Raw genomic sequence first — 15,258 nt, 5'->3', positions numbered from 1 at the left:
AGGGCCGGAGCCGCTTTCGGCACCTTGGGCGCGACCGGAAACACCGTCACCCGCGCGCGGACTCACCCCCCGTCGGAGTGAATCGAGCACGCTCGTGTTGACGTCACTCAGGGGCGGTCGCCGGTCGCGCGGTGCACGAACGCGGGCGGGAGGTTCGCCCACACCACCTCCGAGCGCTCCAACCGGTCGAAGCGGTCGCGCAGTTCGGCGGTGAAGTGGCGGGCGGGCGGGGTCCAGGCCGCGTGCACATAGGCGAAGGTGGTGAACCGGCCGCCGGGGGCGAGCGCCCCGGTCACGGCGTCCAGGATGTGCCCGCGCCGCTCCTTCGGCATGACCGTCCAGGGCAGTCCGGAGACCACCACGTCGGCCATCTCGCCGTCCGCCGCGGAGAGGTCTTCGGCGGAGCCCTGGACGACGGTCAGCCGCGGGTCGTCACGGGTGGCCGCGAGACCGGCGGCGAGCACGGGGTTCAGCTCGACGGCGACGAGCCGCGCGCCGGGGGCGAGGCGGGCGAGGATCGCGTCGGTGAACACACCGGTCCCGGGTCCCAGCTCGATGACGAGCCGGGCCTGTTCCAGGCCGATGCCTGCGGTCATCGCGAGCGCCAGCCGTCGTGAACTGGCGGCCACGGCCCCGGTGGTCAGGGGCCGTCTGAGGAACTCGCTGGTGATCGACATGGCGGTCATGTTCGGCACGCCGGGGGTAGCCCCACGTCGTATCCCGGGCCGGTGCGTGTACGACCGCGGGAGGACCCTGTGACGCCCGCCAGGACGATGTGGGCGGGGCGGGCGCGGACCTAGCGTGAGGTGGTGCACCGGCTGATCGCGACCCCGGCCCGCCTGCGGCGGGCACACCCGTGGCTGACCGATGTCGTGCTGTTCGTGCTGGTGGCCTTTCCCCCGGTGATCCGTACGGAGCCGGGCTGGCGGCCGGTCTGGGTGCAGGCGATCCTCTACGGGGCCCTCGTGCTGCCGCTGCTGTGGCGCCGACACCACCCGGTGCTCGTCGCGGCGGTGGTGACGGCGGCGTTCTGGGCGCAGTACCTCGGACATGTGTGGGGGCAGGAGCCGGGGCGCGGGGCCGTCGCGGTGGCCGCGGTCCTCGCCACGCTCACCGTGCGCGGGCTGCGCCGGGCCGCCACGGCGACGGCGGTGTCCACGGCCGTATGCGTGGTCCTGTGGTTCCCCCTGTGGCAGCGCGAGTACGGGGGCACGAGTCCGGGCGACGCGTGGCTGACCTCGCTCGCGGTGGTGCTGCTGCTGGCCGGGGCCTGGGTGTTCGGCGAGTGGGTGCGGGCGCGGCGGGCGTACATCGCCGAGTTCGAGCGGCGCGCGGAGCTGGCCGAGTCGCAGCGGCTGGCGCTGGCGCGGGTCGCCGTCGCGGAGGAGCGGGCGCGGATCGCCCGGGAGATCCATGACGTCCTCGCGCACAGTGTGAGCGTGATGGTGCTGAACGCGGAGGGCGGCAGGCTGATCCGGCGCAGCGACCCCGAGGCCGCCGACCGGGCGCTCGGTGTCATCGGCGCGACCGGCCGGGAGGCGCTGGGTGAGCTGCGACGGCTGCTGGAGGTGCTGCACACGCCTGGTGAGAGCGGCGGGGACGCCGGGGACCGTCGCAAAGGGACCACCGGAGACGCCGGGGATGGTCGCATTGGGACCGCCGGGGATGACGAGGACGTTCATGAAACCGGGGACGGTCGCAAAGGGACCGCCGGGGATCACGGGGATGACGGGGACCGTCGCGAAGGAACCGCCGGTGCCACCGACGACCCCCAAGACGCCAGGCACCTCGTCGCCGACCTGCGGCGCCTCGTCGACCGGCTCAACACCACCGTCCCCCGCGCCCGTCTCGACATCCGCGGAACGCCCCGCGGTCTCCCCTCCGACCTCACCCTCCAGACGTACCGGATCGTGCAGGAGGCGCTCACCAACGCGGTCAAGCACGGGCCGCCGGACGCGGCGATCCGGGTCCGGGTCGACACCGGGGCGCAGGGGCCGGGGCGGCTGGTCCGGGTACGGGTGGAGAACAGCGGCGGCGGCCCGGCGTGGACCGGGCGTCCCGTCCCGGCGTCCTCGCCTGGGCGGGGTCTGGCCGGGATGCGGGTGCGGACCGCGCGGTACGGCGGGAGTGTCGACGCCGGTCCGACTCCGGACGGCGGCTACCGGGTCGACGCCGTCCTGCGCCCGGCCGGGGCCGAGCCCGCCACGGTGGTCCCGTGAACCGCCCGGAATCGGCGCAGGCGGTGTCCCGGGTGCTGATCTGCGACGACCAGGAACTGGTGCGGCTGGGGCTGCGCATGGTCGTCGACAGTCAGCCCGATCTCACCGTGGTGGGCGAGGCCGCCGACGGCGACGCGGCGCTCAGCTCCGTGGCCGCGCTGGAACCGGACCTCGTCCTGATGGACGTCCGGATGCCGGGGCTGGACGGGCTCGCCGCGACCGAGCGGCTCTGCGCGCGGCCGGACGCGCCCCGCATCCTCGTCGTCACCACCTTCGACCTCGACGAGTACGCGTACGCCGCACTGCGCGCGGGAGCCAATGGCTTCCTGGTCAAGGACGCTCCAGCCGAGGAGATCCTGGTGACCGTGCGGGCGGTGCTGCGCGGCGAGGTCATGGTCGCCCCTTCCCTCACCCGGCGCCTGGTGGAGCGTTTCGTACGGCAGGGTCCCGCCCGCGCGCCCGAGGAGCGCGGGCGGCTGGCCGCGCTCACCGACCGGGAACAGGAGGTGCTCGCCCTGGTCGCCCGGGGACTGCCCAACGGCGAGATCGCCGACCGGCTGTTCGTCGGGGAGACGACCGTCAAGACCCACCTCGGCCGTGTCCTGGCCAAACTCGGCCTGCGGGACCGCGTCCACGCCGTGATCTTCGCCTACGAGAGCGGGCTGGTACGGGCCGGGGACTGACGCCGCGCCGCACCCGCGCGCCGCGCTCCCGTGCCGGGCTGCCTACGCTGGGGCGGTGTCCGAGATCCCCCTGCGCCGCGTCGCCGTCCTCGTGCTCGAAGGAGCGAAACCGCTGGACGTGGGCATCCCCGCGCAGGTGTTCACGACCCGCGCGAGCATGCCGTACGAGGTGCGGGTGTGTGCCGCCGCGCCCGGTCTGGTCACCGGCGGCGACGGGCTGTCGTACCACGTGGCGCATGGGCTTGAGGCGCTGGAGTGGGCCGATCTGGTCTTCGTCCCGGGCTACCGGTTCCCCGATCGCGAGGACCCGCCGCCCGCCGTGCTGGAGGCGCTGGTCGCCGCGCAGGAGCGGGGCGCGCGGCTCGCGGCGATCTCCACGGGGGCGTTCGCGCTCGCCGCGACCGGTCTGCTGGACGGCCGACGTGCCACCACCCACTGGCACTACGCGCGCGCCCTGGCCCGCAGGCATCCACGGGTGCGGGTGGACGAGAACGTGCTGTTCGTCGACGAGGGCCCGGTCCTGACCTCGGCGGGCGCGGCCTCGGGTATCGACCTGTGTCTGCACATCCTGCGCGGTGATCTGGGGGTCGCCGCGTCGAACCATGCCGCGCGGCGGCTGGTGGCCGCCCCGTACCGCAGTGGCGGCCAGGCACAGTACGTGCCGCGCAGTGTGCCCGAGCCGCAGGGCGAGCGGTTCGCCGCCACCCGGGAGTGGGCGCTGCACCGGCTCGGTGAACCGCTCGGCCTGGAACGGCTGGCGCGGCACGCGGCCGTGTCGCCGCGTACGTTCTCGCGGCGCTTCGTCCTGGAGACCGGCTACACGCCGATGCAGTGGGTGACCCGGGCCCGGGTCGACCGCGCCCGGGAGCTGCTGGAGCGTTCGGAGCTGAGCGTGGAGCAGATCGCCGCCGAGACCGGACTCGGCACGGGCGCCAATCTCCGGCTGCACTTCCAGCGCGTCCTGGGCACGACCCCCAGCGACTACCGGCGCACCTTCACCGGCGGTCAGTGACTCCTCGTCCGGCCCGCAGGTGTCGCGATCCTTGCGGATCATGGCGTTCTCGCCGCTGTCCCCCGCCCGTCCGCCGGGCGAGGCTGACCAGGAAGGAACGGACCAGACAGTTCACGAAGGGACACCGGAATGACCCGCATCGCCGTCAATGGGTTCGGCCGCATCGGACGCAATGTGCTGCGCGCCCTGCTCGCCCGGGACAGTGACCTGGAGGTGGTCGCCGTCAACGATCTCACCGATCCTGCGACGCTGGCCCGGCTGCTCGCCTTCGACACGACCGCCGGGCGTCTCGGCCGCCCGGTCGGCGTGGACGGTGACACCCTCACCGTCGACGGGCGCCGGATCAAGGTGACCGCCGAGCGCGATCCCGCCGACCTGCCGTGGGCCGCGCTCGGTGTCGACCTCGTGCTGGAGGCCACCGGCCGCTTCACCTCCGCCGACGCCGCCCGCGCCCATCTCGCCGCCGGGGCGTCGAAGGTCCTCGTCTCCGCGCCCTCCGCCGGAGCCGATGTCACCCTCGCCTACGGGGTCAACACCGACGCCTACGACCCGGCCGCCCACACCGTCGTCTCCAACGCCTCCTGCACCACCAACGCGCTCGCCCCGCTCGCCGCGGTCCTCGACGCGCTCGCGGGCATCGAGCACGGCTTCATGACCACCGTGCACGCCTACACCCAGGAGCAGAACCTCCAGGACGGTCCCCACCGCGACCCGCGCCGTGCCCGCGCCGCCGGGGTCAACATCGTCCCCACCACCACCGGGGCCGCCAAGGCGATCGGCCTGGTGCTGCCCGGCCTGGACGGCAAGCTGTCCGGCGACTCGATCCGGGTCCCCGTCCCGGTCGGCTCCCTCGTCGAACTCAACACCACGGTCGCCCGCCGCGTGACCCGCGAGGAGGTCCTCGCCGCGTACCGGACGGCGGCCGAAGGGCCCCTCGCGGGCATCCTGGAGTACTCGGAGGACCCGCTCGTGTCGTCCGACATCACCGGCAATCCCGCCTCCGCCGTCTTCGACTCGGCCCTCACCCGCGTCGAGGGCCACCACATCAAGGTGACCGCCTGGTACGACAACGAGTGGGGCTTCTCCCACCGCGTCGTGGACACGCTGGAGTTGCTCGCCGGACAGCGGGGCGCCGCGTAGTGGACGAGGGCAACGCCCCCTGTGTGTGGGCGTGTCCGTTCTTCCGCGCTGTATGGCAGTGCTGCCGCTTGTCGTGCCGGAGCGGATCGCCTGGGATGGGGGCATGAGCGAGGACAGCGGCGGGGGGCGCGGCAGGGGACCATCGGGCTCGGTCAGGGTGTGGCCCTGTAGGTGTGCGCCATTCTCGGCGCGGGGATCCTCCGGCTGCGGGCGAGGTCCGTGGCGGGAGGCGGCGGACCGCGGCCGTCCACGATCAGGTCACGGCAGCGTGCGGGTGACTGATCCCGTACCCGGGTGCCATCGGTGTGCCTGGTGACGGCTGGTGGGGCGGTTTGCCCGGTGTGAGCGCCTGTGCGCCCCGCACGCCCTCTGCCCGGATTCCGCCACCTCGGCGCACCGTCGCAGGTGTGGGGTACACCGGGGAACAGGAGTGTGCGGGCCGTGGCGACGGCAGCCGGTGCCCGGAGGGCGCGGTGCTGACGATCGACGCCGGGCCGCCGGAGTACCGCTGCGACGAGTGCCGCCACTACTGGGAGCTGGACGAGACGGAGCCGTACCGGCGGGCGGGTGCGGAGGACATGCCGACCCTGTCGCCGGGGGACCCGGGCGAGGTGGGACGGGGGACGGCGGCGTTACCCGGCCTGGTGGAGCCGGGGACGGCGGCGTAACCCGGCGTGGCGGAGGCGGGGACGGCCGCGCAGCCCGGCGTGGCGGAGGCGGGGACGGCCGCGCAGCCCGGCGTGGTGGAACCGGGGACAGCCGCACAACCCGGCCTCAGACGCCGCAGCCGGGAATCGTCGTCCAGTCGACCGAGGAGCTGATGGCCACGCGGTAGCCGACCCCGGTGTCGAAGTCGGGTCCCGGTTCGGTGTCCTCCTCCCGGAGGATCTCGTCCGTGAGGAAGTAGATGTCCAGCGTGGTGGGGCCGTCCCCGGAGGGGCGGGTGAAGCACAGGCTCGAGGTGCCGCCCCCCGGTGTGTCCGTCTCGTCGGCGCCGAGCCAGCCCTCGCGCCGCGCGGCCGTCCGGTAGTGCTCGATCACCTCGGACTCCGGCCCGGGATGGACATAGGTCCGGTCGGCGTACAGGTGGACCTCGCCGCTGTCCGCCCAGCATCCGGCGTCGACCCGCTCGAAGCCTTCCGGCACGATCGCGCCTCGCGGCCGGGAGTCCAGCACGCTGTACTCCGTCAGCGCGTCGACCTGACTCACGGTGCCCTCGCACCCCCCGCCGGCGACGTCCTCCAAGGTCTGGCAGCCGCTGACGACTCCGGTCGCCACGACGCCCGTCAGCGCGAGCGCGGCCCAACGGCCCACCACCGTACGAGAACGCAAGCCCGGCTCCTGTCCCTGGTCGGGAAACGGCGGAGGATCGATCCTCCGCGACGCGCCGAGCGTACGGGCCCGTTGGTCAGTCCCGGGCCGTTTCGATCAGTTCGATGAGGTTTCCTTCCGGATCGGCGACATACGCGTACCGCATCCCTGCGGTCGCGCCGGGGGCGGGCGGTGAGATCTGTCCGGCGCCGCACTCGCCGGTGAGCCGGGTGAACGCGGCGTCGAGGTCGGGGACCTGGAGAGCGAGGTGGGTGTAGGTCTGTACGGCGGTGGCGGCGAACGGGTCGGGGTAGGAGACGGGGCTCGACCCGCGCCGTTCGACGAGTTCGACGCGCAGCCCCTGTCCGTCGCCGAGGACGACGGTACGGACGCCCGCCTCGGGCAGTTCCAGGCGTTCTTCCACCTGGGTGAGACCGAAGGCGGTGCCGTACCAGGGCTCCTGGGTGGAGAGGTCCCCGACGGAGAGGCTGATGTGGTGGAAGCGGACGGTGGTCATGGGGACTCCCCTGCTGATGCTGACAACCCTGAAGGTTAATACCATTCACCTGGTAAGTGATGTTAACCTTAGCGCCATGAGCCCTCCCGTCAAGCGGCGCCCCACCGGCCACCATCACGGAGATCTGCGCAACGCCCTCCTGACCGCGGCCCTCGACCTGGTCGGTGAGCGCGGGCCGCACGGCTTCACGCTCGCCGAGACCAGCCGCCGGGCAGGGGTGAGCGTCGCCGCCCCGTACAAGCACTTCGCGGACCGGGAGACCCTGCTCGCCGAACTGGCCGTGCGGGGCTACCGCGAGCAGCGGAAGCGGTTCGCCGAGGCCGTGGGCGGCAGTACGGACCCGGTGGAGCAGCTCGCGTCCTTCGCGTCCGCCTACGTGCGCTTCGCGGCGGAGCGGCCCGCGCTGTTCGACGTCACCTTCAACGCGGGCCTCGACAAGGGCCGGTTCCCCGAACTGGCGGCGGCCGGGGACGCGGTGGCCGGTCTGCTGCTGCCGGTGGCCGAACGGCTGGCCGCCGGGCGGGAGGACGCGTTCGATCTGCTGCTGAGGGTCGCCGGTGCCGCCCACGGGCTCGCCGTGTTCCTCCGCCAGGGCCTGTTCGGGCTGGGCGGCGACGCCCTCACCGCCACCGAGGCGAGGGCCGCCCGCACGGCCCGGGACATCGCACGGCAGCCCGAGCGTCCGCGCACATGACCCACCCGACCGGCACGGCGGCAGCCGTCCGCCTCCGACACCGCGCAGCAGGGAGCAGCCCCATGCCGGGCACACCCCAGGGCACCACCCGCCGCCGACTGCTGTTCGGCGCGCTCCCGGCCGCCGCCCTGCTGGCCGCCGGGTGCGGCCGGTCACAGCCGGCCGAGGACGACCGGCCGCCCCTCGCGCTGATCTACGACGGCCCGCAGGGCTGCTCCGCCTGCGCGCCGACCGTGGCCGCCCTGCTGCGGAACGCGCCACGGCCGTTCCGGGTCCGGTACGTGGGCGCCGAGACCCCGCTCACCGCCGCCGCCCTGACCGAGGCGCGGTTGTACGTCCAGCCCGGCGGCGGCGCCGACCTCGCCGGTACCTGGCGGCACCTGCGCGGCTCCGCCGGAGCGGTCCGGGACTGGGTACGGGCGGGCGGCAGCTATCTGGGCCTTTGCTTCGGGGCCTACCTCGCCGGACGCGACCCGGGCTTCGACCTGCTCCCGGGGGACACCGGCGGATACATCGACTCCCCCGGCGCCACGGTCCGGGACGCCCGCGACACCGTCGTACGGGTGGACTGGCGGGGCACGCCCCGGCACATGTACTTCCAGGACGGACCGGCCTTCTACCTCGACCGGGGCGCCGACGCCACGGTCCTCGCGACCTACCCCGACGGAACGCCCGCCGTCGTCGTCGCCCCCTACGGCGTGGGCCGGGTCGGCGTGAGCGGCCCACACCCCGAGGCCGACGCCTCCTGGTACACGGAGAAGGGGCTGCGCAATCCCGACGGCGTCCGGTCCGACCTGGCCTACGAGTTGATCGAGGCGACCATGGGGCGCCGCTGAGACCCGGCGGACGTGGAGCCGGGGTCGACGTGCGGGGTCAGGGCCGCGATGTCGGCGCCGAAGCCCACCACGAGCGGGCCTTCCGGGTACGCGGTCAGCGCGTGGACGGGCGCGGGAAACACCAGTTCCCGCCCTGTCTGCCGCCCGGTCGCCGGCTCCCACAGGCACACCGTTCCGTCGGAACCACCGGTGACGACCCGGAGTTCGCCACCGATCACCGTGGTGACCACCGCGGAGACGGTGCCCTCGTGGCCGTTCAGCCTGCCGACCTCCTGTCTCGTGGTCAGGTCCCACACGCGCACGGTGGCGTCGTAGCCTGCCGTGATCGCGTGCGCCCGACCGCCGACGACCGCTGTCGCGACCGCCCACGCTTCGCCGTCGTGGCCCGGCAGTGGCTCCCCGGCCGGTCGTCCGGTGGTCAGATCCCATATCCAGATCGCGCCCCGGCTCATACAGCCCACCGCATGGGGCCTGCCGTCGATCACCAGCGTCTCGACGGCCATCAGGAAGTCGTCGTGTCCGGTCAGCTCGCCGACCTGTTCCCCACCGGCCAGATCCCAGACCCGCACGGACACATCGTCGTCGCTGGCGAGCACGCACGGTCGCCCCCGGACGACAGCCGTGCCCACACACCATGCCTCACCGTCGATCCCCGGCAGTTCGCCGGTCTGGTGCCGGGTGGCCAGGTCCCACGCGCGTACCGCCCAGTCTTCGGCCGTGACGACGTACGGCCGGTCGTGCACCGTCGCCGTCGCCAGCGCCCACACCCTGCCGTCGAGGCCGGTCATGGGTCCGCCGACCGGCCTACCGGTCCCAAGGTCCCGCACCTGGACCGTCCGGTCCTTGCTGCCGGTGATCACGACGTGACGGCCGTCCAAGGAGGCCGTGGCCACCCCGGTCACACCGCTCGTGTGACCGGACGGGATCATCTGAAAGTCGGCGTCGCTTCGCGAACCGGTCGACCACAGCACCCGCCAGGGCTCGGCGTCGGCTTCCGCCACGGGCACGGCGGCGATCAGCGCCGACAACTCCAGGTCCCCGTATCGAGCCGCGTCCAACGCCAGCACCTGCCGCCGAACCCACGGTGGGGCCTCCCCGTGCAGGTCCGCCGACGCCTGGTACACCGCGGCCAGCAGCCGCGCGTCGCGATCCGCGTGGGGCCCTCCCCCGGAGTCCAGCAACCCCCGCACCCGCTCCGGGTCGCCGTTCACCAACCACCCCAGATCCGCCCACCTCGGACCCGCCCCGGGCAGACCCGTCGCCGTACCGTCCGCACCTTCATCGCCACTCATGGCGAGCACGGTAGACGCCCCCGCTGACGCATCAGCCCCCGGCCGACGTCCTAGCCCGACGTTCTGTCGCTTCCGCCGCTGTGGCCACGGCCCCGGCGCCCTCACCCTGAGGACCAGAGCGTCAGGCCCACACCTTGACCTCGCCAGGGCCCCGGTACGCAGGCCAACTCCCCTGCTCGCCGTCCGGGTTGCCGGTCCGGACGAAGCCGAGCCACGCCGCGCGCATCCGGCGACCGAGCGCCTCGACCTCCTCCGGGTCCGCGCCCCGCAGCATCGGCGCGTCGGCCCAGGCGTCGGTGCCGAACAGGAACGGCAGGTCGACGCAGTGGGTGGCGCCGAAGGGGTTGCCGCTCGCCGCGTAGTCGAAACGGAAGGCCCACACCGCGGCTCCGGCGCCGCTCAGGCGGTCGGCCAGCCGGAGCACCGGCCGGGTGAAGGCGAACCGGCCCGCCGTCCGCTCCAGGGCGGACACCGCGCGCGGGCCCAGCGCCGGGACGCGGCGCAGCCGCCGCACCGCCGGGTTGGGCACCAGGAAACCGGTCATCTCCTGCGCCGTGAACCCGATGACGACCTGGAGGTCCCCCGCCGACGCCCGGACATTGCGGACCCACTGGTCGCGGGCGGGCAGCGGGCCGACGCCCTCGACCGGGCGGAAGGCGGGCGTCACGTTCAGGCCCAACGGCCGGGCCGCCGCTTGCGCGTAGCGGTCCTGGGCGGCCAGGACGTCGGCGACGGGCGCGGTGCGGGGGTCGGCGCCGAGCGCCCGCAGGAAGCCGCGGGCGGTGCGCTCGGCCGCGCGCGCGTCGCCGAGGCCAAGGCCCGCCGGGCTGCTGTGCAGGATCGCCCGCCGGAACGTCGTCCGGGCTTCGGGGATGCCGAGAAGGCACTGCACGGAGTGGGCTCCGGCGGACTGCCCGGCCACGGTGACCTGGGCGGGGTCGCCGCCGAACGCGGCGATGTTGTCGTGCACCCAGCGCAGGGCGGCGATCTGGTCGCGCAGTCCGAGGTTGCCCTCGGACACCCCGGGGGCGCGCAGATAACCGAAGGCGCCGAGGCGGTAGTTCACGGCGACGACGACGATGTCGCCCTCGGTGGCCAGGCGGTGGCCGTCGTACCAGGGCAGTGATCCGGCTCCGGTGATCCAGGCGCCGCCGTGGAACCAGACCAGCACCGGGCGGGCGCGGTCGTCGGGGGCGGGGGTGGTGATGGTCAGGGTCAGACAGTCCTCGGCCTGTTCGCGTGGTGCCGGTGTGCCGAGGACGGGGTCGAAATGGGACGGCGACTGGGGTCCGACGGGGCCGTCGGTGACGGTGTCGCGTACATCCGTCCAGGCGGGCACCGGCTCGGGCGGGGCGAAGCGCTCGGGGGCGGTGGCGTACGGCACGCCACGGAACACGGTCAGTCCGTGTTCGAGGTGGCCGCGTACGGGTCCGCCGGTGGTGGACGCGGTGTGGGGTGCCGGGTGGGATGTCGAGTGGGGTGACATGGCCGGGGGCTCCGTTCGGTGGGGGGTCCGGGGTCCGAGTGTGCGGCACGATCGTCGCATCGCGCCCCGGGGCGCGGGTCGGACGGGTCCCCTGGATGGTCCCGGCGAGGGTGAAGCGGGGGCGGCCGGGCGGCTGCCGCCGGACCGCCCCCGTCCCGCGCGGCCGGGGTCAGGGCCGGCCACCGGGAGTCATGCCGACGCGGGGGTCACGTCGACGCGGAGGTCACGTCGATACGCAGGTCACGCCGACGCGGAGGTCACATCCACGCGGACGTCACGTCGACGCGCGGGCCATGTCGAAGCGGGGCTCCTCCGTGCGGGGGCGTTTGATCTCGTAGAAGCCCGGGACGGCCATCAGGTGGAGGACGCCGTCCCAGAGGCGGCCCGCCGTCTCTCCGGTGGGCGCCGGGGAGACGACCGGGCCGAAGAAGCCGGTGCGGGGCTCGCCGGGGGGTGTCTCCAGCGCCATCACGGGGGTGCCGATGTCGTCCCCGGCCAGGGCGACAGCCTCGGCGTGGGAGGCGCGGATCGCCGTGTCGTAGGCGGTGGAACCGGCCGCCTCCACCAGGTCGCCGGGGAGCCCGGCGTCCGTGAGGGCGGCGGCGAAGTCCCAGTCGCTCAGGAGGTGGAAGCGGGTGCCCAGTGTGGTGAAGAGCGCGCCCAGCGCCCGCTGTCCGAACCGCTCCTCCACCGCCGCGCACACCCGCACGGGAGCCCACATGTACTCCCCCCAGTCGCCCTCGGGGTTGACCTCCAGGTGTTCGTTGAGCACCGAGAGGCTCATCAGCCGCCAGCGGATGTCCACCGGCCGCACCTCGGTGACCTCCAGCAGCCACCGTGAGGTGATCCAGGTGTATGGGCACACGGGGTCGAACCAGAAGTCGACGACGCGGCGTTCGGGCATGTGATCCACTCCTCGCGCTGGCGGACGGGCGGCTGCCCCGTGAGGGGAACCAGCCATCCTGCCAGGGCGGGCGTCCGGCGTCACTTGAGGCCGGAGTGGGACAGTCCCTCCACGAACTGGCGCTGGGCCAGGACGAAGACGATCAGCATCGGCAGGACCGTGAGGGTGGCGGCGGCGAGCTGGGTGTTCCACATCTGGCCGCCGTAGGCGTCGGTGAAGCGGGTGAGGGCCTGGGGCAGGGTGAACATCTCCGGTGAGGTGAGGTAGACGGTGGGTTCGAGGTAGAGGTTCCAGGAGGCGAGGAAGGTGAGGATCGCCACCGCCGACAGCGCCGGGCGGGCCAGGGGGAGGCAGATCCGCCACCAGATCGCGGGGCGGCCGAGACCGTCGAGCCGGGCGGCCTCCTCCAGTTCGACGGGGAGGGTGATGAAGAACTGCCGCATGATGAAGGTGCCGAGGACACAGGGCGCGGCCAGGGCGGTGACCAGGATCAGCGGCCAGTGGGTGTTGATCAGTCCGGCCGTCTTGAACAGCTGGAACAGCGGCACGATGGTGACCTCGCTGGGCACCAGCATCCCGGTGAGCACCACCAGGAACAGGGCGTTGGCGCCGGGGAACCGGATGCGGGCGAAGGCGTATCCGGCGAGGCTGGACACCGTCAGGGTGATGAGGGTGACCAACGTGGCGATGTACACGCTGTTGACGTACTGGCGGGCGAACGGCTGGAAGGTGAACGCCTCGGAGTAGGCGGCCAGGGTGGGTGAGTCGGTCCACAGGGAGGGCGGGGCCTGGAAGATCTCCGCGAGGGGTTTGACGGAGGCCGCCACCATCCAGACCGTGGGGACGACGAACGGGAGGGACAGTACGGCGAGGGCGAGCACCAGCAGGGCCCGGCGGACTCGGTCAGTCCTCATAGAACACCCACTTACGGCGCAGCTGCCATTGCAGCAGGGTGAGCAGCATGACGAAGGACAGCAGCATGAGGGCGAGGGTGGAGCCGTAGCCGATGTCGTTGAACTCGAAGGCCTGCTGGAAGACGTAGTAGACGAGGACGGTGGTGGACAGTTCCGGTCCGCCGCCGGTCAGTACGGCGATCTGGGCGAAGGACTGGAGGGCGCCGACCACGGTGACGATGACGGTGAGCAGGACCGTGGGGGAGATCAGCGGGAGGGTGACGCGGAAGAAGACGGTGCGGCTGCCGGCGCCGTCGATGCGGGCGGCCTCGTACAGCTCGCGGGGGACGCCTTGCAGGGCGGCGAGGAAGAGCACCACATTGACGCCGACGCTGCGGACGACCTGGGTGAGGACGACGGAGATCATCGCGGTGTCGCCGCGCTGGAGCCAGTTGGGTCCGTCGATGCCGACCGTGGCGAGGAGTCCGTTGATGCCTCCGTTGTCCTGGAGGAGGAAGCCCCAGACCAGGGTCCAGGCGACGACGGAGACCACCACCGGGGAGAAGAACAGGGTCCGGAAGAGGGTGACCCCGCGGAACCTGCGGTTGAGCAGGACGGCGATCAGCAGTCCGAGGCTGATGTTGACGACGACCACGCCGCCGGAGAAGAGCAGGGTGGCGAGCAGGACGTCCGGGAGCTGCGGGTCGTCGGCGAGGGCGGCGTAGTGGGCGCCGCCGACGAAGGTCTGTTCGCCGGTGAAGACGTTCCGTTCGTTGAGGCTGTACCAGATCGCCATGCCGACCGGCAGCAGGACGAACACCGCCACCCCGATGAGCTGCGGCAGGATGAAGAGGTAGCCGGTGAGGGCGTCGCGCCTGCGGGTGGTCCAGAAGCCGGGCCCGGTGGCCCGTGCGGTGCGGGCGGCGGACGCAGGCCCCTGGGGGCGGGCCTGCGCGGCGGCCTGGGTGGTGGTCACCGGGCCAGGATGGGTTCGATCGCGGCGCACACCGAGCGCAGGACGGCGGGGATGTCGGCGTCGGGCTGCCACATGGCGTCCAGGGCGGTCTTGCCCTTCTGGGCTATCTCGGCGGGGCTGGTGTGGTTGGGCAGGGTGACGGCGTCGGGCAGTTGGTCGACGACGGCGTTCTGGAGCTGGGTGGCGTCCAGGACCTGGTTGTTGGCGGCCAGCTTGGCTCCGGTCAGCAGGGACTTGCGGGGCGGCGGGAAGTACTGGGCGAGCTTGGCGGCGTTCTCCGGGTTGGTGAGGTAGGCGAGGAAGTCGGCGGCCTGGTCGGGGTTCTTGCTGGAGGCGAGGACGCCCACCCCGGCCTGGCCGAGGACGGCGTAGTCGCCCTCGGGGCCGGACGGCAGCGGATGCAGGGCGAAGTCGAACGTGCCGGTCAGCAGGGAGGCGCGGGAGACCTGGGCGACGGTGAAGGCGGCGTCACCGGCGAAGAAGTCGGCGGTGGTGCCGGGCCCTGGCATGGCCTTGGTCTTGAACGCCGCGTCGTGCAGGAAGGTGAACGCCTGCTGCATCTCGGGGCTGGTGAAGGTGCAGGTCTTGCCGTCGGCGCTCCACGCGGAGGCGCCCCAGCCGGTCCACACGGTGGCCAGGGTGTTCCACGCCTTGTAGTCGAAGTCGCGGATGACGAAACCAGCCTTGCCGGTCTTGGCGTTGACGGCGGCTCCGGCGGCGGCGACCTGGTCCCAGGTGAGGGTCTTCGGGTCGATCTTCTGCCCCGCCTCGGCGAGCAGATCGGTGTTCACATACAGCGCGTAGGGCGAGTTGGAGAAGGGGTAGGCGTAGAGGGTGTCGTCGCGGCTGAACTCGGCGGTGACGCTGCCGAGGAGGTCGTCGTAGTCCCAGCCCGGGGTGGCCTTCAGTTTGTCGGTGAGGCCGAGGAGCGCCTTGGACTCGATGAGGTCGCTGGACAGGTCGCCCATCCAGGCGAGGTCGGGGGCGTTGCCACCGGCGATCTGGGTGGTGAGGGTGGTGTTGTACTCGGCGAACGGGAGGCTCTCGAAGGTGATCTTCGTGACGTCGGGGTGGTCGGCCCGGTAGGCGGCGGCGATGCTGTCGAGCAGCTTCAGCTGGGCCTCGTCCGAGGTCCAGACCGTCATCCGCAGCTGGGTCGCCGTGCCCTGGGTGTCGGCCGCCGGTCCGGAGCAGGCCGCGGCGAGGGCGAGTGCCGTGGTCAGGGCGACGGCGCCGAGCGACCTTCTGACTCTGTTCATGTGCGGTGTTTCCTTTCGGGGGTGCCCGGGGGCGGC

General features: G+C 72.9%; 16 protein-coding genes. 7 read left to right on the top strand and 9 right to left on the bottom strand.

The genetic code is table 11. The features are described 5' to 3' along the window. Positions 1-107: 107 nt before the first annotated feature. Positions 108-677 (bottom strand): methyltransferase domain-containing protein, encoded by a 570-nt coding sequence (locus tag AB0D49_RS29300; protein WP_362762776.1) that lies wholly within the window; start codon positions 675-677, stop codon positions 108-110. Positions 678-809: 132 nt separating this feature from the next. Here AB0D49_RS29300 and AB0D49_RS29295 point away from each other — a divergent pair, with 132 nt between their 5' ends. From AB0D49_RS29295 to AB0D49_RS29275, 5 genes are all read left to right on the top strand, one after another. Next, the gene (locus AB0D49_RS29295; RefSeq protein WP_362762774.1) at positions 810-2,219 is read left to right on the top strand and encodes a histidine kinase; all 1,410 of its coding nucleotides are present in this window, start codon (positions 810-812) and stop codon (positions 2,217-2,219) included. A 23-nt stretch (positions 2,220-2,242) separates the two neighbouring features. Continuing rightward, a complete protein-coding gene (locus AB0D49_RS29290; protein ID WP_362763138.1) occupies positions 2,243-2,902 on the top strand; it encodes a response regulator transcription factor in 660 nt (219 codons plus the stop codon). A gap of 55 nt (positions 2,903-2,957) precedes the next feature. Then, positions 2,958-3,914, top strand: coding sequence for a helix-turn-helix domain-containing protein (locus tag AB0D49_RS29285; RefSeq protein ID WP_362762772.1), 957 nt, complete (start codon positions 2,958-2,960; stop codon positions 3,912-3,914). 129 nt (positions 3,915-4,043) lie between these two features. Beyond that, a complete protein-coding gene (gap, locus tag AB0D49_RS29280; protein ID WP_362762770.1) occupies positions 4,044-5,054 on the top strand; it encodes a type I glyceraldehyde-3-phosphate dehydrogenase in 1,011 nt (336 codons plus the stop codon). A 407-nt stretch (positions 5,055-5,461) separates the two neighbouring features. Next, positions 5,462-5,722, top strand: coding sequence for a hypothetical protein (locus AB0D49_RS29275; protein WP_362762768.1), 261 nt, complete (start codon positions 5,462-5,464; stop codon positions 5,720-5,722). 106 nt (positions 5,723-5,828) lie between these two features. On the opposite strand, the gene AB0D49_RS29270 is transcribed toward AB0D49_RS29275, so the two are convergent. Next, positions 5,829-6,386 (bottom strand): hypothetical protein, encoded by a 558-nt coding sequence (locus AB0D49_RS29270; RefSeq protein ID WP_362762766.1) that lies wholly within the window; start codon positions 6,384-6,386, stop codon positions 5,829-5,831. A 76-nt stretch (positions 6,387-6,462) separates the two neighbouring features. Next, positions 6,463-6,882: a VOC family protein gene (locus AB0D49_RS29265; RefSeq protein WP_362762764.1), complete on the bottom strand. Its 420-nt coding sequence runs from the start codon at positions 6,880-6,882 to the stop codon at positions 6,463-6,465. Between the two features lie 76 nt (positions 6,883-6,958). On the opposite strand from AB0D49_RS29265, the gene AB0D49_RS29260 reads away from it, so the two are divergent. Both AB0D49_RS29260 and AB0D49_RS29255 read left to right on the top strand, forming a co-directional pair. After that, entirely contained in the window at positions 6,959-7,576 is a 618-nt protein-coding gene (locus AB0D49_RS29260) for a TetR/AcrR family transcriptional regulator (RefSeq protein WP_362762762.1), read from the top strand. Between the two features lie 62 nt (positions 7,577-7,638). Then, a complete protein-coding gene (locus AB0D49_RS29255) occupies positions 7,639-8,412 on the top strand; it encodes a BPL-N domain-containing protein (RefSeq protein ID WP_362762760.1) in 774 nt (257 codons plus the stop codon). On the opposite strand, the gene AB0D49_RS29250 is transcribed toward AB0D49_RS29255, so the two are convergent. The 6 genes from AB0D49_RS29250 to AB0D49_RS29225 all read right to left on the bottom strand — a co-directional run bounded on the left by AB0D49_RS29250 (position 8,376) and on the right by AB0D49_RS29225 (position 15,222). After that, complete coding sequence (locus AB0D49_RS29250; protein ID WP_362762758.1) at positions 8,376-9,704, bottom strand: hypothetical protein; 1,329 nt, start codon at positions 9,702-9,704, stop codon at positions 8,376-8,378. The two genes, AB0D49_RS29255 and AB0D49_RS29250, sit on opposite strands and share 37 nt — an antisense overlap. Before the next feature lie 121 nt (positions 9,705-9,825). Next, entirely contained in the window at positions 9,826-11,190 is a 1,365-nt protein-coding gene (locus AB0D49_RS29245) for a carboxylesterase family protein (protein WP_362762756.1), read from the bottom strand. A 274-nt stretch (positions 11,191-11,464) separates the two neighbouring features. Then, positions 11,465-12,094: a disulfide bond formation protein DsbA gene (locus AB0D49_RS29240; RefSeq protein WP_362762754.1), complete on the bottom strand. Its 630-nt coding sequence runs from the start codon at positions 12,092-12,094 to the stop codon at positions 11,465-11,467. 80 nt (positions 12,095-12,174) lie between these two features. Next, positions 12,175-13,008, bottom strand: a complete 834-nt coding sequence (locus AB0D49_RS29235; RefSeq protein WP_362762752.1) for a carbohydrate ABC transporter permease — start codon at positions 13,006-13,008, stop codon at positions 12,175-12,177. Further along, entirely contained in the window at positions 12,998-13,963 is a 966-nt protein-coding gene (locus AB0D49_RS29230) for a sugar ABC transporter permease (RefSeq protein ID WP_362762750.1), read from the bottom strand. Before AB0D49_RS29230 ends, AB0D49_RS29235 begins: the two co-directional genes overlap by 11 nt. Continuing rightward, positions 13,960-15,222 carry a sugar ABC transporter substrate-binding protein gene (locus tag AB0D49_RS29225; protein ID WP_362762748.1) on the bottom strand — a complete coding sequence of 421 codons (1,263 nt, stop codon included), beginning with the start codon at positions 15,220-15,222 and terminating at the stop codon, positions 13,960-13,962. The genes AB0D49_RS29230 and AB0D49_RS29225 overlap by 4 nt, the downstream gene beginning before the upstream one ends. Positions 15,223-15,258 lie beyond the last annotated feature (36 nt).

Origin of the sequence: Streptomyces sp. NPDC048290, assembly GCF_040652095.1 — a bacterium.
GTDB lineage: Bacteria > Actinomycetota > Actinomycetes > Streptomycetales > Streptomycetaceae > Streptomyces.
Note: the sequence above shows the minus strand (reverse complement) of the source record. Positions and strands in the feature narration are given on the sequence as shown.

What these genes read in the sequence shown, in the direction of transcription:
- AB0D49_RS29300 (WP_362762776.1), bottom strand. Translation starts at nt 677, where the DNA reads ATGTCGATCACCAGCGAGTTCCTCAGACGGCCCCTGACCACCGGGGCC.
- gap (WP_362762770.1), top strand. Translation starts at nt 4,044, where the DNA reads ATGACCCGCATCGCCGTCAATGGGTTCGGCCGCATCGGACGCAATGTG.
- AB0D49_RS29265 (WP_362762764.1), bottom strand. Translation starts at nt 6,882, where the DNA reads ATGACCACCGTCCGCTTCCACCACATCAGCCTCTCCGTCGGGGACCTC.
- AB0D49_RS29260 (WP_362762762.1), top strand. Translation starts at nt 6,959, where the DNA reads ATGAGCCCTCCCGTCAAGCGGCGCCCCACCGGCCACCATCACGGAGAT.
- AB0D49_RS29255 (WP_362762760.1), top strand. Translation starts at nt 7,639, where the DNA reads ATGCCGGGCACACCCCAGGGCACCACCCGCCGCCGACTGCTGTTCGGC.
- AB0D49_RS29250 (WP_362762758.1), bottom strand. Translation starts at nt 9,704, where the DNA reads ATGAGTGGCGATGAAGGTGCGGACGGTACGGCGACGGGTCTGCCCGGG.
- AB0D49_RS29245 (WP_362762756.1), bottom strand. Translation starts at nt 11,190, where the DNA reads ATGTCACCCCACTCGACATCCCACCCGGCACCCCACACCGCGTCCACC.
- AB0D49_RS29240 (WP_362762754.1), bottom strand. Translation starts at nt 12,094, where the DNA reads ATGCCCGAACGCCGCGTCGTCGACTTCTGGTTCGACCCCGTGTGCCCA.
- AB0D49_RS29235 (WP_362762752.1), bottom strand. Translation starts at nt 13,008, where the DNA reads ATGAGGACTGACCGAGTCCGCCGGGCCCTGCTGGTGCTCGCCCTCGCC.
- AB0D49_RS29225 (WP_362762748.1), bottom strand. Translation starts at nt 15,222, where the DNA reads ATGAACAGAGTCAGAAGGTCGCTCGGCGCCGTCGCCCTGACCACGGCA.